This window comes from Rhodoferax sp. (assembly GCF_025354435.1).
Classification (GTDB): Bacteria; Pseudomonadota; Gammaproteobacteria; order Burkholderiales; family Burkholderiaceae_C; genus Rhodoferax_B.
This window is the reverse complement of the sequence record NZ_JANXMU010000007.1, coordinates 143,627-164,523: the sequence shown is the minus strand read 5'-3', so window position 1 is coordinate 164,523 and position 20,897 is coordinate 143,627. Positions and strand designations below refer to the sequence as shown.

The window sequence follows — 20,897 nt, the reverse complement described above, 5'->3', positions numbered from 1 at the left end:
ACTGTATACACTGGGTCATCATGATCCACGTCCATGGCTAGGTTTATGTTTGCCGACTGGCTGCTGGCCTGTTGGCGCGACCCTGTCGCCTCTACCGAGCAGGCGGCTATCTACCGTAGTCGGCAGTTCCATGCGGTGGTGCGGCAACTGCCCATGAGCAGCATCGGCAACCTGATCAGCGCAGTGGTGCTGGCCTGTGTGTTCTGGGGCCAGGTGGACTCTCTGGCGTTGGCGGGGTGGACGCTGCTGGTGTCGGCCATCGCGCTGGGCAATGCTTGGCTGTGGTGGGCGCGCCGGGTGGTGCCGCCATCGATGCCCGTGTCGCTGCGCACGGTGCGGCTGCTGGTGACGGGTATTGCGGCATCGGCGCTGGCGTTTGTGTCGATGTCGAGCTATTTGTACACCGCGGCCGATGGCGATGGCCGCCTGCTGCTCACCGCGGTACTGGCCGCTTTCATCGGCATGGGCAGCTGGATGTACAGCTGCCTGCCGCAGGCCGCCATGCTGTGGTCTTGCATCATGTGTGGCGTGCTGGCGATGCTGTTTTTCACCCGGACCGAAGTGGTCTACACCTACCTGACAGGCTTGCTGGCGTTTTACGCGCTGGTGGTCTGGACCACCACCTTGCTCACCTCGCGCATGTTCCTGAACGGTCTGAAGTTCGAGGCCGAGATCGAAAGCCAGAAGCAGCTCGTCGGCCTGCTGCTGAACGACTTCGAAGAGCACGCCAGCGACTGGCTGTGGGAGACCGATCACCTGGGTTGTCTGCGCCATGTGTCGCAGCGCCTGGCCCAGGCCATGGGCGTGCCCTCGGCCGACCTGCAGGGCCAGCCGCTGGTGCAACGGCTGGCGGCCCTGTCGCCACAGATGGTGCCCGCGCACGCAGCGATGTTCCGGGCGTTAGAGGCCTGCCTGGCGCAGTAGCAGCCGTTTCGCGGCGTGTTGGTACCCGCGCGGGTGGCCGGGCAGTTGCAGTGGTGGTCGCTGACCGCCAAGCCCTTGCACGACGGTGCGGGCCAGTGGCAAGGCTGGCGCGGCGTGGGCTCGGACATCACCGCCGCCCGCCAGCGCGAGCTGGAAATGGCCCGCCTGGCGCATATCGACACCCTGACCGGGCTGGCCAACCGCTACCAGTTTGGCAAACGGCTGGCAGGCTATTTCGCGCCCGCCGCTTCTGCGGGGCCGTGCACCTTGTTGCTGCTGGACCTGGACAACTTCAAAACCGTCAACGACTCGCTGGGCCAAGCCGTGGGCGACCAGCTGCTGCAAGAAGTCGCCCAGCGTTTGCAGTCGGTGCTGGACCCTTTGGCCTTGCTGGCCCGGCTGGGCGGCGACGAGTTTGCGCTGCTGCTGCCCGGCATGCTGGAGCGGCCCGAGGCCGAGCGGCTGGGCGCGCAGATGCAGGATGTACTGGCCCAGCCGTGGACGGCCAACGGCCACCGTATCGCGGTGCACGCCAGCATCGGCGTGGGCTTTGCGCCTGTCGATGCCGACACCGCCGAGCAGTTGCTGAAGGTGAGCGACATGGCCTTGTACGCCGCCAAGGCTGCCGGCCGCCACACGCTGCGGTTTTTTGACCCGGCTCTGGCCCTGCGTGCCCAGCAGCACCTGGCGGTGCTGAGCGACCTGGACCAGGCCTTGCAGCGCGGTGAATTTGTGCTGCACTACCAGCCGCAGGTCGATCTGGCCAGCGGCGCGCTGCTGGGCTTTGAGGCGCTGGTGCGCTGGCAGCATCCGCTGCGGGGGCTGGTGTCGCCGCTGGAATTCATCACGGTGGCCGAAGAAAGCGGGCTGATCGTGCCGCTGGGGGCTTGGGTGCTGCGCCAGGCTTGCGTGGATGCGGTGGGCTGGCCTGCGCATCTGCGCGTGGCGGTAAATCTATCGGCGGTGCAGTTTGGCAATGCCGACGTGCTGGCGGTGGTCGACAACGCCCTGCAGCACAGCGGCCTGCCCAGCGCCCGGCTGGAGCTGGAAATCACCGAGTCCACCCTGATGCACGACAGCCAAGCCGCGCTGGCGGTGCTGCATGCGCTGCGTGCGAAGGGCGTGCGGGTGGCGCTGGACGACTTTGGTACCGGCTATTCCAGCCTGGCCTACCTGCGTAGTTTTCCGCTGGACAAGCTCAAGATCGACCGCTCATTTGTCAGTATTCTGGATGCCGCCGATGGCGACAGCAGTGCCGCCGCGATTGTGCAAACCATCGTCCAATTGGCCCAGGCCCTGCATCTGGAGACCACCGCTGAAGGCGTGGAAACCGCCGCCCAGTTCGAACAGCTGCGCCGCATGGGCTGCGCCCAGGCCCAGGGTTACTGGATTGCCAAGCCGATGGATGCGGCGCATGCCCGCGCATTCATCATGGGCTGGTCGGATGCGGCCTTGGCCTGAGAAATAGTGCTCGGAGCGGGTGCTTTATCCAGGTGGGCCCAGATCCGTCCAGGCCAGGCGGAAACCGCAGGCCAGTGTGGCCCCGGCCTCCAGTGTGCTGCCACCCACTTCAGGCCCGCTGCCATGATTCAGCCAGTCGGTGCAGTTGCTGACCGGCTCGGCGCAAAAGTGGTCGGCCCCGCGCGGGCAAAACAGCACGAAGTAGTCCAGGGGCGCATCGGCCTCCAGCGTCAGCTGCCGGGCCTGGGCGGGCCAGGTGATGGCAAACCGGCGGTCCCAGCCGGTGAAGTTGTTGTCCAGGTCCAGCGCGTCCAGCGCCATGCCCTGGCGCAGTGCGGGCAAAAAATCGGGCTGGCCCAGGCGCAGCGGCAGTAGGTCGGCATCCGACTCCCACATGGCCTGTACGGTACAGCGCAGCCGGGTGCCGGGGCGGTGGGGAAAGTAGGGGTGGTGGCCCAGCGCGGCGGGCATGGGGGCCGTGCCGTCGTTGCGCAGCGATAGCGTGCAGTGCAGGCCTTGGGCCGTCAAATGGAACTGCTGCCGCGCCGTGAAGGCCCAGGGCCAGGCACCGCCAGGGTGGGTAAATTCCAGCGCCACGGTGCTGGCCGTGGCGTCCAGCACCGTCCACGCGGCCTGCCAGCCCAGGCCGTGCAGGGCGTGCTCCTTGCCGCCCGCGTTGGGCAGGGCCAGGCGGTGGCCCAGCGCCTGCGCCTGGCCATCGCGGATACGGTTGCACCAGGGCACCAGTGGAAAGCTGGCCATGCGCAGCGGGTCGCGGGCCTGCAGGGCCGCGGCGGTGGCCGGGCGCAGCCAGTGGAAGGCATCGGGCGGGTCCGTTAGCGGGCTGTGCTGGTCCAGCGTGTAGAGCGCCGCGATGGCACCGCCAATGGCCGGGGCCAGTGCCAGGTGGGTGTTGCCCGCGTGCAGCCACACCAGATCGGGGGTGTCGTGCATGGCTCAGTAGGCAAACTGGCGGTAGTTGTCCAGCGGTGCATCGCCGTCGGCCACGATGGGGTTGAAGCGCAGCAACTGCTGGCTGCGCGGGGGCAAGTGGTCCCAGGTGTGTTGCGGCACGCGGATATTTACCTCGGGCCGGTGCAGCCAGCGGCGGCTGTAGCCCAGCACCACCATGGGCCGGGGCTGGTCGGTGCGGTTGGGCGTGCCCCGGTGGATTTGGCGCACATCGCGGATCAGTACGTCGCCCAGTCCCATCACTACACTTTGTATAGCTGCTTGCGTAGACTCTATCTGGGCTAGAGCCTGATTTCTTTCTAATAAATGGGTGCCCAGCGTGGTTTCCAGCGGGCCGTTGTCGGGGGTTACTTCGCACAGGGCGAAGTTGACGGCCAGCTGGAAGGCCGGGGTTTCGCGTCCCCATTCCTCGAACAGCGGCGGGGTGTCGCGGTGCCAGGGTTGGTAGTCGGAGCCGCGCAGCGGCGTGTCGGTGGCCAGCTGGCAGAGCACCGGGTTGGCCCCGGCAACGCGCTCCACGATGGCCAGCACGTCCGGGTCGGCGTGGATGGCCGGGTCGGCAAACAGGCCGCTGAAGGGCAGGGTAACGTAGTGCCGGTGGCTGCCCCGGTTGGGCGCGTCTTTTTCCTTCTCGATATGCGCGGCCAGCAGGGGCGCAAATGCCGTGCGCCAGGCGGCCAGCACATCGGGGGCAAAGTGGCCGCGCAGCATGACCATGCCGTCGCGGTTGAAGGTTTCGACGTGGGTGTCGATTTCGGTGGGGGTCAAGCGCATCAGCGGCCTCTCTTTTTCAACACATGGGCCTGGATCAGCACCACGACCAACAAGAACACGCCGCGCACCACCGACTGCCAGTACGACGACAGGGTGAACTGGCCTAGCCCGTTCTCAAAATTCAGCAGGTTGAACACCAACCCCAGCAGCACCACGCCGACCATGGTGGCGGCAATGGAGCCCGCGCCGCCACTGAGCAACGTGCCGCCCACCACCACCGCCGAGATGGCAAACAGATCCCAGCCCATGCCCTCGTTGGGCTGGCCTGAGCCCTGGTCCGCCAGCAGCACGCCCGCCAGCCCGGCCAGCGTGCCCGACAGCGCGTAGACCAGCAGCAGGTTTTTGTGCACGTTCAGCCCCATCAACTTGGCGGCTTCTTCGCTGCCGCCGATGGCCAACGTGTGGCGGCCAAACGCGGTGTAGACATGCGCCACCCCGGCTAGCGCCAGCATCACCAGCAAAATCCACATGGGCACCGGCACGCCCAGCCGGTCGCCCTGGCCGACCTCGGTGAAGCTGGTGTCGTACGACGGGGACACCGCCTGGTTGTCCGCCAGCAGCAGCGCCAGGCCGTGGGCCGCCAGCGTCATGGCCAGGGTGGCAATGAAGGGCTGGATGCGCAGGCGCGACACCATCAGCCCGTTGATGCAGCCGCATAGCGTGCCTGCCAGCGTGCCGGCCAGCACCGCGCCTAGCGCGTTGTACGGCGACACCAGGGCCGACACCACCGAGGCCAGCGCGGCGACGGTGCCCACCGACAGGTCAATCCCACCAGCCATGATCACAAACGCCATGCCGATGGAGATCAGCGCGAACATGGTGTTGTAGCGGCCAAATTCCAGCAAGTTGTAGGCGCTGAAGAAGTTCTCGTAGCGCAGCGCGCCCAGCAGCATGAGCAGGATGACGGCGGTGGAGACACCTAAGAGTTCTTTGTTTTTTATCATTTCTTTTGCACCCATACGGCGACGACGATGATGGCGGCCTTGGCCAGCATGGCGGCTGCGTCGGGCACGCCGTGCGCCAGCAAGGTGTAGCGCATCAACTGGATGATCAGCGCGCCGACCAGCGTGCCAAAGATGTTGGCCCGCCCACCCGCCAGCAGCGTGCCGCCCACGGCGGTGGCGGCAATCGCATCCAGCTCCATGCCCAGGCCGTTCTGGTTGGCATCGGATGAGGCGTTGATCGACACCGTGATCAGCCCGGCCAGCCCCGCGAGCGCACCGCACAGGGCGTACACCGCCACCTTGATGCGCGCCGCCGGTATGCCGGACAGGTGCGCGGCCCGGGCATTCGCCCCGGTGGCGACGATGAAGCGGCCAAACACGGTGCACCGCAGCATCCAGGACGCGGCCAGCACGATGGCCAGCATCAGCAGCACCTGCACCGGCACGCCCAGCAGCTTGCCCTTGCCCAGCACAGCAAAACCGTCGTTGGCAAAGGCCAGCAAGTTGCCATTGGTTAGCACCTGCGCCACGCCGCGCCCAGCGATGAAAAGCACCAGGGTGGCCACAATGGGCTGGATGTTGAAACTGGTCACCAGCCAGCCATTGAAGCAGCCGCAGGCCGCCGCCACCAAGATCGGCACGGCGATGCCCAGCGCCAAACCCAGTGGGCCGGGCAGGGCCTGGAAGATCAACGGGGCCAGGGTGCCCGCAATTGCCATCAGCGCGCCGACCGACAGGTCGATGCCGCCGGTGGCGATCACCAGCGTCATGCCCACGCCAACGATCACGATGGTGGTGACCTGGGTGAGATTGACGTTCAGGGTTTGCAGTGAGAGAAAGCTCTCGGTGAACACCAGGTTGAATGCCACCAGCAGTGCCAGTGCCAGCAAGGCACCGCCGTTTTTCAGCCCGTGTTGAAGGCCGGTTTTGAGCTTATCCATGGGCGGCGGCCCCCAGGGTACTGCGGCCTTCGGCAATCGCGGCCATGATGGACTGCTCGCTCAGGGCATCGCCGCTGATCTCGGCAATGCTGCTGCCGTCGCGCAGCACCACCACGCGGTCGCCCATGCTGACCAGTTCTTCCAGCTCGCTGGCCGACATCAAAATGCCCATGCCCTTGGCGGCCAGTGCGTGGACCAGGTTGGCGATATCGGCCTTGGCCCCCACGTCAATGCCGCGCGTGGGCTCGTCCAGCAGTAGCAGCCGGGGCGACAGCGCCAGCCAGCGCGCCAGCAGCACTTTTTGCTGGTTGCCGCCGGAGAGTTCCTTGATGGGTTGCTCAGGCCCAGAGGTCTTGATGCCGAGCTGGGCGATGAAGCGGTCTACCACTTGCATCTGCGTCGCCCGGTTGACGATGCCCAGCTGGGCCAGTTGCGGCAGCAGCACCATGGTCATGTTTTCGCGCACCGACAGCTCAGGGAAGATGGCTTCGATCTTGCGGTCTTCCGACAGGTAGGCAATGCCCTGGGCGATGGCATCGGCCGGTGCGTGGAAAGCCACGGCCTGGCCGTTGAAGCGCAGCGTGCCGCCGTCGGGCTGGTCGGCACCGAACAGCAGGCGCATGGTTTCCGTGCGGCCCGAGCCCAGCAGCCCGGCCAGGCCGACGGTTTCGCCCGCCTGCACATCCAGCGAGATGCCACGCAGTTTGGGTGCGGCTTGCAGGGCCTGGGCTTGCAACAGCGGGGTCTGGTGGGCAATGGGTGTACGGGCAGCGCCAGAGCGGTGCGCGGCCGATAGTTCTTTGCCCAGCATGGTGGTCACCAGGTCCAGCTTGGAGATGGCGGCCATGGGGGACACGTGTACTGTCTGGCCGTCGCGCATCACGGTGACGCGGTCGCAAATGGCGTAGAGCTCGTCCAGCCGGTGGGATACAAACACGACGGTGCGGCCATCGGCCTTGAGTTGGCGGATCACGCCAAACAGCAGCTCGACTTCGCGGTCGTCCAGGCTGGAGGTGGACTCGTCCATGATGACCAGCTTGGCATCGACCGACACGGCACGCGCAATTGCCACCATTTGCTGGGCGGCGGTGGACAGGCTGGAGACCGGCTGGCGTACATCGACCGACAGGCCGACCGATGCCACGGCCTGCTGCGCCTCGCGGTGGATGCGTGGCCAGTCGATCAGGCCCAGGCGCCTGGGTTCGCGACCTAGAAAAATGTTTTCCGCCACCGAGGCAAAGGGCACCAGGTTGATCTCCTGGTAGATGGTGTTGATGCCGTTTTCGCGGGCTTGTTTGGGCGACTTGAAGTGGACGTCCCGGCCCTCAAACTGGATGCGGCCCGCGTCCTGCGGGCCGTCCAGGGTGTAGGCCCCCGTCATCACCTTGATCATGGTGGATTTGCCCGCGCCGTTCTGGCCGATCAGGGCGTGCACCTCACCGGCCTGCAGGCCCAGAGAGGCATCGCGTAAGGCCGGTACGCCCGCAAAATATTTGGAAATGCCCTGCATGGACAGCAGCGGCGCAGAGGCGATAGACACAGATTCAACTTCCTGGGTGAAGACAACTTCGCAGGGTGCGCGGTATTGCGCCGCGCACCCACTGGCTAGGAGCAAGGCGGGGTTAGAAGCCTTCGGCGATGTCTTTTGCGGCGTTGCTGATGTCGTAGATCTTGTCTTCTACCTTCACCCAGGCAGGGATCTTTTCACCCTTGGCCGAGGCCTGGGCAATCTTGCAACTGATGCCGCCAAAGTAGGGCGAGGATTGCACGGTGGCGACCATCTTGCCCGCGATGATGGCATCTAGGGCGTTGCGCTGGCCGTCGATGGAGACCACAAAAATATCCTTGCCAGGTACCTTGCCTGCGGCTTCGATGGCGGTGATGGCGCCCACGGCCATTTCGTCGTTGTGGCCGTAGACGGCGTTGGCTTCGGGGTGGGCTTGCAGCAGGGTTTGCGCCAGTTGGCGGCCCTTGTCGCGGTTGAAGTCGCCAGACTGCGAGGCCACGATCTTCATGCCGGGGTGCTTGGCGATTTCGGCGTCAAAACCCTTCTTGCGGTCGGTGGCGGCGGACGCGCCGGTGCTGCCTTCCAGCTCGATGATGTTGGCTTTGCCACCGGTGGCTTTCACCAGTGCATCGGCTGCGCGGCGGCCCTGGTCGATGAAGTCCGAGCCAATGAAAGTGATGTAGTCCACGCCGGGCTTGGCCAACTTGTGGTCCACATCGCGGTCGACCAGGATCACCGGGATGCCCGCCTTTTTTGCCTTCATCACGGCCGGGATCAGCGGCTTGTCTTCGCGCGGTGGGAACACCAGCAGATCGACCTTTTGGGCAATCAGCGAATCAATGTCAGCCACCTGCTTGGCGGCAGAACCTCCCGCGTCGGTAAAGATGACTTGCCAGCCGCAAGAGGCTGCCACGTCCTGGAAGCTCTTGGTTTCGGCCAGGCGCCAGGGGTTGTTGCTTTCGGTTTGGGCAAAGCCGACTTTGTAGGCGGCTTTCTGGGCTACCTTGGGTGCGTCTGCAGCGGCTGCGCCAGAGAAATAGGTGGCGGCCAGAGCCAGGGCCAGAAGGGTGAAGTTGGAGCGCATGGAGCCTCTTTTTTTGTGTGGTTAAACAGAGTCTCCAAACGGTCAATCGAATGAAGACAACGCATGGTATGAATGAACCTGCATTGTTTCATTGGTGTTATTACTAATATTAGTAATTATTTCCCAAGAAGTTATGACTTGGTGGGCGGCGGCCCGACCGTACCGCGTTCCACCAGTTGCGCTTCGACCTTGATGCGCCGTTTGCGGTGCGGCATGCCGTTGGCTTCGTCCAGCAGCAACTCCACCGCCAGGCGGCCCATCTCGTAGTTGGGCAAGACCAGGGTGGTCAGTGGCGGGTGGGTATGGCGGGCGATTTCCTGGTCGTCGTAGCCGATCACCGAGACATCGGCGGGTACGTTCAGGCCCAGGCAGTGCAAAGCCTCCAGGCAGCCCACGGCCATCAGGTCGTTGGCGCAGAAGATGGCGCTGGGGGGCTGGGCGTTTTGCATCAGCGACAGGGTGCAGTCAAAGCCGGTGGTGACCTGCCAGTCGCCTTCGCGCACCAGGGTTTCGTCAAAGGCAATGTCGGCGCTGGACAGAGCCCGGCAGTAGCCTTTGAGGCGCTCTTTGGCTGCGTCCATCCAGGGCTCGCCGTTGATGAAGCCAATGCGTTTGTGGCCCGCGTGCACCAGGTACTCGGTGGCCGTGGTGCCGCCCACGACTTCCGACGGCACGATCGAGGAGAAGTGTGGCTCGGTGCCCTCGGGGACATAGCAGTTCAGCAACACCGTGGGCACGCCCGAAAGGGCTGCAGGTGGCACGGTTTGGCGGGTGAAGATGGTGGAATACACCACGCCTGCCAGTAGTGGGTTGGCCAGCATGGCCGCCAGCACCGCCGACTCTATGTCGGCATTGGAGCGGGTGGCAAACACCGCCACCAGCGTGTCCTGGTTCCAGGCTTCATCTTTGGCGCCATCGACCGACACAACGGGGTGCGGGCTGGTGGATATTTCGTCCACCAGGTAGAGGATAAGGCGACGTGCGTCTTTGGGTGGCATGCTGGGCGAAGGGGCCGTGTCGGCCGCAGTGGCTTTGCGGCCCTCGGGTAACTGGTAGCCCAGTTCTTCGGCAATGCGCAGTACCCGTTGCCGGGTTTCCTTGGAGAGCTTGGTGCCCGTCATGGCGTTCAGCACCAGCGAGACGGTGGACTGCGACACCCCCGCCTGGGTGGCGATGTCGGTCATGGTGGCGCGCTTGCTGGACTTGCCCGGCTTGGAGGTCTTCATGTCACGCATTGGAGGTTATTATTTTTTATGACTAATAAAAATGGAATTTCACTTGATTTTTATTAAATCATAAGAAGCCGCTCCTGCAACCTCTGCGCAGGCAGCAAACTTACTTCAAACTGCCCGACAAGAACTGCTGCAAGCGTTCGCTCTTGGGCTGGGTCAGGACCTCGCGGGGCACGCCTTGCTCTTCGATGCAGCCCTTGTGCAAGAAGATCAGGTGGTTGGACACTTCGCGGGCAAAGCCCATTTCGTGGGTCACCACTACCATGGTGCGGCCTTCCTGGGCCAGGGTTTGCATGACCCGCAGCACTTCGGACACCAGCTCGGGGTCGAGTGCGCTGGTGGGCTCGTCAAACAGCATTACCTCGGGCTCAATCGCCAGCGAGCGGGCAATGGCCACGCGCTGCTGCTGGCCGCCGCTCATGTGGGCGGGGTAGGCGTCTTCTTTGCCTTGCAGATCGACCAGCTTGAGGTATTTGCGGGCACGGGCAATGGCTTCGTCCTTGGGCACGCCCAGCACATGGATGGGGGCTTCGATGATGTTTTGCAGCACCGTCATGTGGGCCCACAGGTTGAAATGCTGGAACACCATGGCCAGCTTGGTGCGCATGCGCTGCAACTGCTTGGCCTCTGCCGCGACCAGTTCACCGTTTTTGTCGGCCACCAGCTTGAGTTCTTCACCGGCCACGATGATGCGACCGGCGTTGGGCTTTTCCAGCAGGTTCATGCAGCGCAAGAACGTGCTCTTGCCAGACCCAGAGCTGCCGATGATGCTGATCACATCTCCCGCGCGGGCCTCCAGCGAAACGCCTTTGAGCACCTCATTGGAGCCAAACTTTTTGTGGATGTCGATGGCCTGGAGTTTGAGGGGCTGGGTGGTCATAGAACAGTCATTTCAAGAATTTAAGCGCCCAGCAGGTTGCCGGTGCGAAAGGGCACGCTGCCCGCAATATTGGCCAGGTCGTCACCAGGGGTGGCGTAGCGCTCGGTAGTGCGGGCATACACCACGCCGGGTACTTCGGCGCGCAGGGCGTGCACGGTGCCACTGATGGGGTCGATGATTTCGGCCACCAGGTCACCCAGGGCCAAGCGGTCGCCCGGTTTGGCGGCAAACACCAGCAGTCCGGGCACGGGCGACTTCACAAACTGCGCACCGGCCAGGGGGGTGGCGGCGCAGGCCAGTTCGGGCAGGGCAGGCGGCTCGCCCCCCACCGCACCCAGGTGCTGCAAATAACCAAATAAAGCGCTGGCATCGGCCTTGCCGAAGGTGTGGTTGACATCGCCTTCACCGCGCAACTCCACCGTGGTGCTGGCGCAAGCCTGGGGAATCGGGAAGGGCAGCTTTTCGGCCAGTTGCCACCAGGGGCCCGACATGCTTTCGTCAAACGACAGGCCGCCCGAATTTTTGGCCAGCAGTACGGCCCGGGCACCCAGCAGGCGGGCCAGCGGCTCCATGGCCGGCCAGCAGGGCGTCTCGGTGTACATGTGCATCACGGCTTCGCAGTCGCAGTGCAGGTCCAGCACCACGTCGGCATCAAAGGCCAGGCTGACCAACTGTTTGCGCTGGCTGGCCAGTTCGGTATCGGGTTGCCAGGCCTGCAGATGCGTGGCCATGGCTTGGCGGATGGAGGTGACGTTGGCCGTGCCGTCCGACCCCAACTTGCCCTCGATCAGCGGCAGCACGGCGGCGCACAGGTCGGGGAAGTGGCGGTTGAAGTTCTCGGAGGTGTTCAGGTCGAACCGGCCCATGGGTTTGTGGTCTACCCGCTGTGCCAACCCGATGGGGTTGGCCATGGGCACCAGGATGATTTCGCCCTGGATCTGGCCCTGCGCCTCGGCCTGTTCCAGCAGGCGGCGCAGGTGATAGGCAGTCAGCATGCCGGGCAGCTCTTCGGCATGCAGGCTGGCCTGGATGTAGACCTTGGGGCGGGCACCAGGGGTGCCGAAATGGAAGCTACTCAGGGTTTTCTGGCTGCCAATGCTTTGGCTGCGCAGTACATGGTCGGTACGGTGCATAAGTCGTCAGTGCTTGCGAGGGGCCAGGTAGGCAAGGAAGTGCTTTTCGGCCAGCCGGAACAGCGCAATCAGGGCAAAGGTGCCAATCAGGTACAGCGCGGCGGCAAACAGATAGGCTTCAAACGGCAGGTAGAAGTCAGAGTAGATCCGGCTGGCTGCGGCGGTGATGTCCAGCAGGCCAGGCACGGCACTGGCCAGGCTGGTGCTTTGCAGCATCATCACTACCTCGTTGCTGTAGGCGGGCAGGGTGCGGCGCATGGCGCTGGGCAGCACGACGCGCAGCAGAATCTTGAAGCGGCTCATGCCCAGCGACTGGGCGGCTTCGATCTCGCCCGCATTGGTTTCGCGGATAGATCCGGCCAGCATTTCGGCGGTGTAGCCTGCGGTGTTCAGCGCAAAGGCCAGCAACGCGCAGAAGAAGGCGTTCTTGAAGTACACCAGCGGCCACACGGTGTCCCAGCGGGCCTGGATCCACTCGAGTTGGGCCAGGCCGTAATAGATCAGGTACACCTGGATCAGCAGCGGCGTGCCGCGAATCACGAAGGTATAGGCCCCCACCAAGCGCACGAGCAGCTTGCTGTTGCTGGTCAGCGCCAGCGCAAAAATAACCGCCAACACGGCCCCAATGGCGACCGACGCAAACAGCAGGGATAGCGTGGTGACGATGCCTTCGCCGAACATGGCCAGGCTCTCGGCCCGGAATATGACTTCCCAGTTCATGGTTAAAAGGCGATCCGTTTGGTACCCAGGCTGTAGCGTGCGTTGAGCTTGCGCAGCACCGCCAACGAGACCCAGGTGAAGATGAGAAACAGCCCGCCCGCAAACAGCAGGTAGGCAAAGGGCGAACGGGTCGCGGCACTGGCCTGCTTGGCCAGATAGGTCATTTCCTGCAGGCCGATCAAACTGACCAGGGCGGTGGACTTGATCAGCACCAGCCAGTTGTTGGTAAAGCCGGGCAGGGCGTAGCGGACCATTTGCGGTGCGGTGATGCGCAAAAATGCTTGCCGTGGGCCCATGCCAAAGGCGGCTGCGGCTTCAAACTGACCGCGCGGAATCGCCATGATGGCACCGCGAAAGGTTTCAGTCATGTAAGCGCCGTAGATAAAGCCGAGTGTAAGCACGCCGGCAAAAAACGGGTTCAGGTCCAGGGTGGCTTCGCTGCCAGCCATTTCCAGCAGGGCATTTACCCCAATCGTGCCGCCGTAGAACACCAGCAGCATCAGCACCAGATCGGGAATGCCCCGGATGATGGTCGTGTAGAGCGTGGCCGGGATAACCAGCAGCGGTCGACCCGATAGTTTGGCCGCAGCCCCGATCAGGCCCAGTAATACCGACACCACCAGTGCCGCCAGGGACACCCCGACGGTCAGCACCGCACCGTGAAGAATGGACCAGTAGTAATCGTTCAAAAGGAGTGTCCTGGGAAGAAAAAAATACGCCGTGGCGGTTGCTGTGCAACCTGACCACGGCGACGCAGGCTAAAGCTTACTTCGTGCCGTACACGTCAAACTTGAAGTACTTGTCGTTCAAGGTTTTGTAGGTGCCGTTGGCGCGGATGGCAGCAATCGCCGTGTTCAACTCGTCTTTCAAAACCTTGTCGCCCTTGCGGATGGCCACGCCAGCACCGCCACCAAAGTATTTAGGGATGTACAGCTCTTCGCCAACAGCATGGTAGTCCTTGCCTTCGGGCTTGCTCAGGAAGCCACCGGTGACTTCGACGATATCGGCCACGGTGCCATCCAGGCGGCCTGATTTGATATCCAGGTAGACCTGGTCTTGCGCTTCGTAAGGGGTGACGATCACGCCAACCTTCTTCAGCTCACCATTGGCGTACTTTTCTTGGGTGCTGCCTTTGAGCACGCCGATTTTCTTGCCCTTGAGCGAAGCCAGATCGGTGAACTTGATGTCGTTCTTGACGACGATCTTGCTGGGGGTGTTGTAGTACTTGTTGGTGAAGTCCACCACTTTGAGGCGGTCTTCGGTGATGGACATTGAGCTGATGATGGCATCGTATTTCTTGGCTTGCAGGCCGGGGATCATGCTGTCCCACACCTGTTCGACAAACACGCACTTGCGTTTGATCTGCTCGCACAGGGCGCTGGCGATGTCCACATCAAAACCGGTGGGCTTGCCGTCGGCGGTTTTGAAGGTGAAGGGTTCGTAGGTGGGGTCAATGGCGACCTTGAGGTCTTTACCCTGGGCGAACGCGGTAGCAGCCAGTGCGGTCAATGCGAAGGTCAGAACGATTTTTTTCATCAATGTTTCCTGGTAATTCAGTTACGAAAAGTGGCGTTGGCCGTACTCGATAAGCGGCAAATTCTAGGTTCCAAAATGGTGCACTCTTGCTGGTGTTTGCCCTTAATAGCCCTTTGAGGGCGAACGCAATTCTCATACCAGCGGCGCTATTAGGCGGAGTAATACACGTTTTTTCATGTAACGTTCGGGATTTTTGTTCTGAACCACGAGCCCTTGTATGACCTTGTCCGATCTGTCCGATTCCGCCCTGCGCCAAGTCTTGCAAACCAAGCTGGACCAGAAAACCAAGCCTCTGGGCTCGCTCGGCGGGTTGGAGGCGCTGGCACTGCAACTGGGCGAAATTCTGGGTACCGATGCGCCCCAATTGGTGCAGCCCCAACTGGTGGTTTTTGCGGGCGACCATGGCCTGGCGGCACGTGGCGTGTCGGCCTATCCCAGCGATGTGACCTGGCAGATGGTAGAGAACTTTTTGGCCGGGGGAGCTTGTGTGAGCGTGCTGGCGCGCCAGCACGGCATCGCCCTGACGGTGGTGGACTGCGGCGTGCGCCACGACTTTGCGCCACGCGCTGGCTTCCTGGACTACAAGATTGCCTACGGTACCGCCGACTCCCTGAACGAAGCCGCCATGAGCGCGGCCGAATGCGAACGCGCCATCGCCCAGGGCCGCGCGATCGTTAAAAGCCTGCCGGGCAACGTGCTGCTGCTGGGCGAAATGGGCATTGGCAACACCTCGGCCGCGTCGCTGTTGATGGCGCGCCTGACCGGGTTGCCGATTGCCGACTGCACCGGTGTGGGCACCGGGCTGGACGATGCCGGTCTGCAACGCAAAGTAGCCGTGCTGATCCAGGTGCTGGAGCGCCATGCCGCTGTCCACGACCCGCTGCATGCCCTGGAGGTGTTTGGCGGTTTCGAAATGGCCACCATGCTGGGCGCGGTGCTGCAAGCTGCCGAGGAGCGGCGGGTGGTGGTGGTAGACGGTTTCATCACCACGGCAGTGGTAATGGTGGCGCACGCACTGCAGCCGCTGGTGTTGCAGCGCTGCGTGTTTGCCCACCGCTCGGGTGAGCATGGCCACAGCCTGATGCTGCACCATCTGGGTGCGCAGCCGCTGCTGGATGTGGGTCTGCGGTTGGGCGAGGGATCGGGCGCAGCGCTGGCCTGGCCGCTGCTGCAATCGGCCTGCCTAGTGCTGGCCGAGATGGCCAGTTTTGCGTCCGCTGGCGTGTCGAAAAGCGGTGCCGCATAAGACTGTTTGCTATTGAATAAATAGCTACTAGCGTAAGTGGAGTATGCGCTATAGGTCGATTTAATACCTAATTTTGATTGCGGTCAACGCTGGCAACCCACACTGCGCTACAAGGGTTTGTCTGGTTAACGGTGGCCTAAACTTGTCCACTATTTCGCATGCTGGTTGGTAAACTGGATTGAATACTTCCACAATGCAAACATGCAAACCTCCCGCCTGCTTGCTGTTGTTGATACGGAAGCCTCCCCGGTTGACGGCGGCCATAGCCGCTATAACGATGACCCCTTGCAGCAGCTGCTGGAGGTGGTGAACCAGAGCGACAACGCTTTCATCGTGGGCGGGCCAGACACCCGTATTACCTTTGCCAATGCAGGCTTTACCAGCATGTTTGGCTACACCCTGGACGAGGTGCTGGGCCGTACGGTCAGTGCCTGCCTGACAGGGCCGCACACCGATATGCAAGCGGTGGAGCGCATCAAGCGCGAGCTGCGCCAGACTGGCGGAGGCCGCGCCGATATCCTGCTCTACACCAAGGCCGGGCGGCCTCTGTGGGTGTCGGTGGTGGCCAACCCTTTGTTCGATGCCGACGGCGCATTCACCGGTGTGGTGGGGGTGCTGGCCGATATCACCCAGACCAAGATGCACGAGGTGCTGCAGTACAAGCTGCTGCACGCCATGGCCGAAGAGCTGCCTTTGCCGCAGCTGATGGACCTGGTTTGCCGCGAGGTGGAGCACATTGCACCGGAGGTGGCGGCCTCCATCCTGGCGGTGGATGCCCAGGGGCAGCTGCAAGCCCTGGCCGCGCCCAGCCTGCCGGTTGAGTTTTCTAACGCCATCACCGGTGTTTCCATCGGCGCGGGTGTGGGTTCGTGCGGCACGGCCGCCTGGCGTGGTGAGCCGGTCACCGTGACCGACATCGCCACCGACCCGCTGTGGGCTCCATACAAAGACTTGATCCTGCCGCATGGGCTGGTGGCCTGCTGGTCCAGCCCCATCATGGCCCACGATGGCCGGGTGCTGGGCACTTTTGCGTTTTACTACCGCACCCAGCGCGGCCCCGATGCCCTGCACCAGCGGCTGGTTGATGTCAGCTTGCACCTGTGTGCGCTGGCGATGGAGCGTGAGGAGTCGCGCGCCCACATCCACCACCTGGCTTTTTACGACGCACTGACCAGTCTGCCAAACCGCAAGTTGTTGCGCACCAAGGCTGAGCGGGCGGTCTCCGAGGCCCAGCGTGCCCAGGAACCGCTGGCCCTGCTGTTCATCAATATTGACCGATTCAAGCACGTCAATGAGGAACAAGGCCACGGCGCAGGCGATGTGCTGCTGAGCGAAATCGCCAACCGGCTCAGCCAAGAGGTCCGTGGCCGCGATCTGGTGGGCCGCCAGGCGGGCGACGAGTTTGTGGCGGTACTGACGGACTGCTCCACCGAACAGGCCGCGGCGGCCGCAGAGCGCCTGCTGGCCGCCATTGCCGCCCCGGTGGAATTGCCCTCGGGTGTGAGCGTGCACCCCAACGCCAGCGTGGGTGTGGCTATGTTCCCCGAGGACGGGCAAGACTTTGACACCCTGCTGCGCGAGGCAGATTTGGCCATGCGCCAGGCCAAGCACGACGGGCGTGGCTGCCTGCGCTTCTTCAACGATGCCATGAACCGCCGTACGCTGGAGCGGCTGTCACTGGAAGCGGCTCTGCGCGAGGCGCTGCGCCTGGGGCAACTGCACCTGCACTACCAGCCGCAGGTCAGCGGCTCGGCCGGTTCAGTGCTGTACGGCGTGGAGGCGCTGGCACGGTGGGAGCACCCACAGTTGGGGCCGGTATCACCGGACCAGTTCATTCCGCTGGCCGAAGAGTGCGGGCTGATCGACGAACTCACCCGCTGGGGCCTGGGCGAAGCCTGCCGCCAGATGGCCGACTGGCGCGCCCGCGGCGTGGCCGTGCCCCGGGTGGCGGTGAATGTGTCGGCGCGCAACTTCCAAAACCCGGGCCTGCCCGCTCTGGTGGCCGAACTGCTGCGTCAGCACGGCCTGCAGCCGCAAGACCTGACGCTGGAGATGACCGAAAGCGTGGTCATGGACACCACCGAAGGCGTGCCCGCCACCATCGAGGCCGTGCAGGCCCTGGGCGTGCATTTGTCGCTGGATGACTTTGGCACCGGCTACTCGTCGCTGGGCTACCTGCACCGCCTGCCGATCCACGAGCTCAAGCTGGACAAAAGCTTTGTGCAAGACCTGGCCGACAACGCCGCCGCCCGGGCACTGACCAACACCGTGCTACGCATCGGCGACGGTCTGGACCTGACGGTGGTGGCCGAAGGGGTCGAGACCCTGATGCAGGCCGAATTTCTGACCTCCCGCGGCTGCCGGGTGCTGCAGGGCTATTTGTATGCCCGCCCATTGCCCGCCGACGGCCTGGAGCAGTGGCTTGCCGCCCGGCATGCCGATGCCGGACCCTGAGGCCGTACAGACTATGGCCACCGTGACCCGTGACCCGTCGCCGGAGGCATTGCAGAACCATTTGGGGTTCGCCCGGCGCAGCTACTTATCCCGCATGGTCGGGCTGGCCCTGGGGTTTGTGATGACCGCTGCCGTATTCATCCAAAATGCCACGCCGGCGTGGATGTGGATAGGCCCAGCGTTGCATTGCTTTGTGGGCCCCCATGTGGCCTGGTGGCTGGCCCGCCGTGCCACCAACCCGCGCGAGGCCGAGCGCCGCAACCTGTTGGCCGACCATTTTCTGGGCGGCGTGTGGATGGCGCTGATGCAGTTAAACTTGCTACCCAGTGTGCTGGCGGTGAGCCTGTTGAGCATGGACACCATGGCCGGAGGCGGTGTGAGTCTGGTGGTGCGCGGGCTGGTCTTGCAGGCCCTGGGCATCGCCTTGGGCGTGGTCTTGTTTGGCCTGCATATTCAGCTGGATGCCGCCCGTTGGACGGTACTGGCCTGCCTGCCGCTGCTGGTCTGCCAGCCAATTTTGATCAGCCACATCGCGCGCAAGGCCATCCACCGCCTGAAGCAACAAAGCCTGGCGCTAGAGCACCAAAGCCAGCACGATGGTTTGTCGGGCCTGTACAACCGCAGCCACTGGGAGCAACTGGTGCGCGCCGAGTTTGCGCGGTTTCGCCGCCAGGGCCAGCCTGCTGTATTGGTGATGGCCGATTTGGACCACTTCAAACGCATCAACGACCTGCATGGCCATGCCGCAGGCGACCAGGCCATCTGCCGGTTTGCCGCGGCTCTGAACCGCGTGCTGCGGGAAACCGATGTCTGTGGCCGCTACGGCGGAGAAGAATTCGGCGTGCTCTTGCCCATGACCTCGGCCGATGCCGCCCGCGATGTTCTCGACCGGCTGCGCCGTGACCTGCACGCCCAGCAACTGCTGGATGGCGCGCTGGTCACCGCCAGTTTTGGCGTGGCCGAGCTGACCGCCGACGTGCCCAATGTAGAAGCCTGGCTGCGCCTGGCCGACCAAATGCTGTACCGCGCCAAACACCGGGGCCGTGACTGCGTGGTGGTGTTGGGCGAAGAGGGTGGTGCCACCCAGCCCGGGGCGCTGGTGCCCACATTTGCGCGCTCCAGCTACAGCACCCCGGCGCTACTGACCGACCCGTTGCGCGTCTCCCAGTTGCTGACAGGCCTGGATATTTCTGAAGCCCCGTTTGCGCTGTTTGACCCTTCTGACCGCTTGGCAACTGCCAATCCAGCCTTTCTCAAGCTCTTTGCTGTGCCGCCGGATGCGCTGAATTTTCGCGACATCATTCGTAACAGCTACCTGCACCAGGTCGGCCCGCGCATTGCCACCGACGACATCGAAGCTTGGCTGCGGGCGGCCGACGGCAAGCGGCGTAGCCAGCCCCAGCGCAATTTTTTGGTGGACATGGTTGATGGACGCTGGTTCCATCTGTTTGAAACCTCGTACAGCGACGGTTGGCTGATGCTGCTGCTGTTTGAAACCCATCCACCCGCCGCCAACGTTCAGCCTGTAGCCGCCACCGTCTTGGGCTGAAAGTCGCAAAACTGCGCTACGCCGCACTGCCAGCACAGCGGTTTGCGGGCCTGGCAGACGTAGCGACCATGCAGGATCAGCCAGTGGTGTGCATCCACCATGTAGGCGGGCGGAATGCGTTTGAGCAAGCCTTTTTCTACATCCAGCGGGGTTTTGCCCGGTGCTAGCCCGGTGCGGTTGCCCAGGCGAAAGATGTGCGTGTCCACCGCCATGGTGGGCTCGCCAAAGGCGACGTTTAGCACCACATTGGCGGTTTTGCGGCCCACGCCGGGCAGGGCCTCCAGCGCCTCGCGGGTGCGCGGCACGGTGCCGCCGTGCAGTTGCACCAGCATCTGACAGGTTTGCAGCAGGTGCTTGGCCTTGCTGTGGTACAGGCCGATGGTCTTGATATAGCCCTCCAGCCCGTCCAGCCCCAGGTCCAATATGGCCTGCGGTGTGTTGGCTACCGGGAACAGGCGGCGCGTGGCCTTGTTGACCCCCACGTCGGTGGCTTGGGCCGACAGCAACACAGCAGTGAGCAGCTCGAACACACTGGTGTACTCCAGCTCGGTCACCGGCATCGGGTTGGCGGCCTGGAGGGTGGCAAAAAATCCGGCAATAGCTTCGCGTTTCATGCCGGGATTACACCCCAGATCAATTAACTTGAATAAACGTGTCGGGCAGGGGGAACTTGGTGCGCATCCACTCGGGGTTGAGCTGCAGCTTCTTCACCACTTCCTCGGGCAGGCCGTCCAGCATTTCGGGGCCACCGGGCGGCATGTCGGCCAGCAGCATGGCCAGGTGGACGATACCGCCCAGCCGGTTGAAGGGCTTGGCTTCCATGGGGTCGGACGAGGTGTCCAGCGCCCGCACGATCTCGGCGGGGAAGTTCCAGCGGCGGGCCAGTTCGGCGGTAATCTGGCCTTCGCTAAAGCCAATCAGGCGTTGCTCACGTTCCCAGCGTCCACCGGGCTGGTGCGGCAGTTTTTCAATCTCGGCCAGGCTGGCGGGCTGTACCTGGGCAATCATCAGCTCGCCCAGCCGCACCATCATGCTGGCCAGCCAGGCCTCGCTGCCGTCCAGCCCCAGGTGGGCCGCCAGCCACTGCGCGTAACCCGCACTCACCATGCAACTGCGCCAGAACTCGGTGCGGCTCAGGCCATCCACCACCGGAAACGCATCGCCCATGGATGCCGCCAGGCCCAGCGTGCGCACGCGGCCTATGCCCACCAGGCTGATGGCATCGTCCAGTGAACTCACGCTGCGGCTCAGGCCAAAACTGGCGCTGTTGGCCAGCCGCAAAAGCTTGGCGGTGAGCGTCGAGTCCTTGGCGATGATGGCCGCCACCTGCGGGCCGGTCGCGTCGTCGTCGTTCAGCGTGCGGATCAGCGCATGCGCAACTTCGGACATGACGGGCAACTTGACCGTTTGAAAAAATACGGCGATGTCGGGCATGGGGCGTCCTGTGGTTGAGATTTGAATTAATTGGTTACATCCGACGCTATTCTGAACCATTTATGGGCCGCTTTTGGGTGTGTAAAGCCCGCATTGCACCGGTCCA

The 20,897-nt window shown here is 63.5% G+C and carries 19 protein-coding genes; 5 read left to right on the top strand and 14 right to left on the bottom strand.

Going from position 1 to position 20,897, the window contains the following annotated elements:
* Window positions 1-33 precede the first annotated feature (33 nt).
* Both Q0T48_RS01940 and Q0T48_RS01935 read left to right on the top strand, forming a co-directional pair.
* Window positions 34-924, top strand: coding sequence for a hypothetical protein (locus tag Q0T48_RS01940; protein ID WP_295951621.1), 891 nt, complete (start codon window positions 34-36; stop codon window positions 922-924).
* A gap of 15 nt (window positions 925-939) precedes the next feature.
* Entirely contained in the window at window positions 940-2,385 is a 1,446-nt protein-coding gene (locus tag Q0T48_RS01935) for an EAL domain-containing protein (protein ID WP_295951619.1), read from the top strand.
* Window positions 2,386-2,409: 24 nt separating this feature from the next.
* Here Q0T48_RS01935 and Q0T48_RS01930 read toward each other — a convergent pair whose 3' ends face one another.
* The 12 genes from Q0T48_RS01930 to Q0T48_RS01875 form a co-directional block, all read right to left on the bottom strand.
* Window positions 2,410-3,339, bottom strand: a complete 930-nt coding sequence (locus Q0T48_RS01930; protein ID WP_295951616.1) for an aldose 1-epimerase — start codon at window positions 3,337-3,339, stop codon at window positions 2,410-2,412.
* Window positions 3,340-3,342: 3 nt separating this feature from the next.
* Window positions 3,343-4,131, bottom strand: coding sequence for a phytanoyl-CoA dioxygenase family protein (locus tag Q0T48_RS01925; protein WP_295951614.1), 789 nt, complete (start codon window positions 4,129-4,131; stop codon window positions 3,343-3,345).
* Window positions 4,131-5,075 (bottom strand): ABC transporter permease, encoded by a 945-nt coding sequence (locus Q0T48_RS01920; protein WP_295951612.1) that lies wholly within the window; start codon window positions 5,073-5,075, stop codon window positions 4,131-4,133. Before Q0T48_RS01920 ends, Q0T48_RS01925 begins: the two co-directional genes overlap by 1 nt.
* Window positions 5,072-6,016: an ABC transporter permease gene (locus Q0T48_RS01915; protein WP_295951610.1), complete on the bottom strand. Its 945-nt coding sequence runs from the start codon at window positions 6,014-6,016 to the stop codon at window positions 5,072-5,074. The genes Q0T48_RS01920 and Q0T48_RS01915 overlap by 4 nt, the downstream gene beginning before the upstream one ends.
* Entirely contained in the window at window positions 6,009-7,526 is a 1,518-nt protein-coding gene (locus tag Q0T48_RS01910; protein ID WP_295951652.1) for a sugar ABC transporter ATP-binding protein, read from the bottom strand. The genes Q0T48_RS01915 and Q0T48_RS01910 overlap by 8 nt, the downstream gene beginning before the upstream one ends.
* Before the next feature lie 112 nt (window positions 7,527-7,638).
* Complete coding sequence (locus Q0T48_RS01905; RefSeq protein WP_295951609.1) at window positions 7,639-8,607, bottom strand: ABC transporter substrate-binding protein; 969 nt, start codon at window positions 8,605-8,607, stop codon at window positions 7,639-7,641.
* Between the two features lie 131 nt (window positions 8,608-8,738).
* Entirely contained in the window at window positions 8,739-9,833 is a 1,095-nt protein-coding gene (locus Q0T48_RS01900; protein WP_295951607.1) for a LacI family DNA-binding transcriptional regulator, read from the bottom strand.
* A 109-nt stretch (window positions 9,834-9,942) separates the two neighbouring features.
* Window positions 9,943-10,719, bottom strand: a complete 777-nt coding sequence (locus Q0T48_RS01895; RefSeq protein WP_295951604.1) for an ATP-binding cassette domain-containing protein — start codon at window positions 10,717-10,719, stop codon at window positions 9,943-9,945.
* 20 nt (window positions 10,720-10,739) lie between these two features.
* Window positions 10,740-11,852: a succinylglutamate desuccinylase/aspartoacylase family protein gene (locus tag Q0T48_RS01890; RefSeq protein ID WP_295951601.1), complete on the bottom strand. Its 1,113-nt coding sequence runs from the start codon at window positions 11,850-11,852 to the stop codon at window positions 10,740-10,742.
* A 6-nt stretch (window positions 11,853-11,858) separates the two neighbouring features.
* Window positions 11,859-12,572 (bottom strand): ABC transporter permease subunit, encoded by a 714-nt coding sequence (locus Q0T48_RS01885; RefSeq protein WP_295951599.1) that lies wholly within the window; start codon window positions 12,570-12,572, stop codon window positions 11,859-11,861.
* 2 nt (window positions 12,573-12,574) lie between these two features.
* Window positions 12,575-13,261: an ABC transporter permease subunit gene (locus Q0T48_RS01880; protein WP_295951596.1), complete on the bottom strand. Its 687-nt coding sequence runs from the start codon at window positions 13,259-13,261 to the stop codon at window positions 12,575-12,577.
* A gap of 76 nt (window positions 13,262-13,337) precedes the next feature.
* Complete coding sequence (locus Q0T48_RS01875; RefSeq protein ID WP_295951593.1) at window positions 13,338-14,108, bottom strand: transporter substrate-binding domain-containing protein; 771 nt, start codon at window positions 14,106-14,108, stop codon at window positions 13,338-13,340.
* 217 nt (window positions 14,109-14,325) lie between these two features.
* Between Q0T48_RS01875 and cobT the strand changes: the two genes are divergently transcribed.
* From cobT to Q0T48_RS01860, 3 genes are all read left to right on the top strand, one after another.
* Window positions 14,326-15,354: a nicotinate-nucleotide--dimethylbenzimidazole phosphoribosyltransferase gene (gene cobT / locus Q0T48_RS01870; RefSeq protein ID WP_295951590.1), complete on the top strand. Its 1,029-nt coding sequence runs from the start codon at window positions 14,326-14,328 to the stop codon at window positions 15,352-15,354.
* Between the two features lie 201 nt (window positions 15,355-15,555).
* Window positions 15,556-17,808, top strand: coding sequence for an EAL domain-containing protein (locus Q0T48_RS01865; protein WP_295951587.1), 2,253 nt, complete (start codon window positions 15,556-15,558; stop codon window positions 17,806-17,808).
* Window positions 17,738-19,357: a diguanylate cyclase gene (locus Q0T48_RS01860; protein ID WP_295951583.1), complete on the top strand. Its 1,620-nt coding sequence runs from the start codon at window positions 17,738-17,740 to the stop codon at window positions 19,355-19,357. The genes Q0T48_RS01865 and Q0T48_RS01860 overlap by 71 nt, the downstream gene beginning before the upstream one ends.
* On the opposite strand, the gene nth is transcribed toward Q0T48_RS01860, so the two are convergent.
* Both nth and Q0T48_RS01850 read right to left on the bottom strand, forming a co-directional pair.
* Window positions 19,327-19,971, bottom strand: coding sequence for an endonuclease III (nth, locus tag Q0T48_RS01855; protein ID WP_295951580.1), 645 nt, complete (start codon window positions 19,969-19,971; stop codon window positions 19,327-19,329). The two genes, Q0T48_RS01860 and nth, sit on opposite strands and share 31 nt — an antisense overlap.
* A 19-nt stretch (window positions 19,972-19,990) precedes the next feature.
* Entirely contained in the window at window positions 19,991-20,791 is an 801-nt protein-coding gene (locus Q0T48_RS01850) for an HDOD domain-containing protein (RefSeq protein ID WP_295951578.1), read from the bottom strand.
* Window positions 20,792-20,897 lie beyond the last annotated feature (106 nt).

What these genes read in the sequence shown, in the direction of transcription:
- Q0T48_RS01940 (WP_295951621.1), top strand. Translation starts at nt 34, where the DNA reads ATGGCTAGGTTTATGTTTGCCGACTGGCTGCTGGCCTGTTGGCGCGAC.
- Q0T48_RS01930 (WP_295951616.1), bottom strand. Translation starts at nt 3,339, where the DNA reads ATGCACGACACCCCCGATCTGGTGTGGCTGCACGCGGGCAACACCCAC.
- Q0T48_RS01925 (WP_295951614.1), bottom strand. Translation starts at nt 4,131, where the DNA reads ATGCGCTTGACCCCCACCGAAATCGACACCCACGTCGAAACCTTCAAC.
- Q0T48_RS01920 (WP_295951612.1), bottom strand. Translation starts at nt 5,075, where the DNA reads ATGATAAAAAACAAAGAACTCTTAGGTGTCTCCACCGCCGTCATCCTG.
- Q0T48_RS01915 (WP_295951610.1), bottom strand. Translation starts at nt 6,016, where the DNA reads ATGGATAAGCTCAAAACCGGCCTTCAACACGGGCTGAAAAACGGCGGT.
- Q0T48_RS01910 (WP_295951652.1), bottom strand. Translation starts at nt 7,526, where the DNA reads ATGCAGGGCATTTCCAAATATTTTGCGGGCGTACCGGCCTTACGCGAT.
- Q0T48_RS01905 (WP_295951609.1), bottom strand. Translation starts at nt 8,607, where the DNA reads ATGCGCTCCAACTTCACCCTTCTGGCCCTGGCTCTGGCCGCCACCTAT.
- Q0T48_RS01900 (WP_295951607.1), bottom strand. Translation starts at nt 9,833, where the DNA reads ATGAAGACCTCCAAGCCGGGCAAGTCCAGCAAGCGCGCCACCATGACC.
- Q0T48_RS01895 (WP_295951604.1), bottom strand. Translation starts at nt 10,719, where the DNA reads ATGACCACCCAGCCCCTCAAACTCCAGGCCATCGACATCCACAAAAAG.
- Q0T48_RS01890 (WP_295951601.1), bottom strand. Translation starts at nt 11,852, where the DNA reads ATGCACCGTACCGACCATGTACTGCGCAGCCAAAGCATTGGCAGCCAG.
- Q0T48_RS01885 (WP_295951599.1), bottom strand. Translation starts at nt 12,572, where the DNA reads ATGAACTGGGAAGTCATATTCCGGGCCGAGAGCCTGGCCATGTTCGGC.
- Q0T48_RS01875 (WP_295951593.1), bottom strand. Translation starts at nt 14,108, where the DNA reads ATGAAAAAAATCGTTCTGACCTTCGCATTGACCGCACTGGCTGCTACC.
- cobT (WP_295951590.1), top strand. Translation starts at nt 14,326, where the DNA reads ATGACCTTGTCCGATCTGTCCGATTCCGCCCTGCGCCAAGTCTTGCAA.
- Q0T48_RS01865 (WP_295951587.1), top strand. Translation starts at nt 15,556, where the DNA reads ATGCAAACCTCCCGCCTGCTTGCTGTTGTTGATACGGAAGCCTCCCCG.
- Q0T48_RS01860 (WP_295951583.1), top strand. Translation starts at nt 17,738, where the DNA reads ATGCCCGCCCATTGCCCGCCGACGGCCTGGAGCAGTGGCTTGCCGCCC.
- nth (WP_295951580.1), bottom strand. Translation starts at nt 19,971, where the DNA reads ATGAAACGCGAAGCTATTGCCGGATTTTTTGCCACCCTCCAGGCCGCC.
- Q0T48_RS01850 (WP_295951578.1), bottom strand. Translation starts at nt 20,791, where the DNA reads ATGCCCGACATCGCCGTATTTTTTCAAACGGTCAAGTTGCCCGTCATG.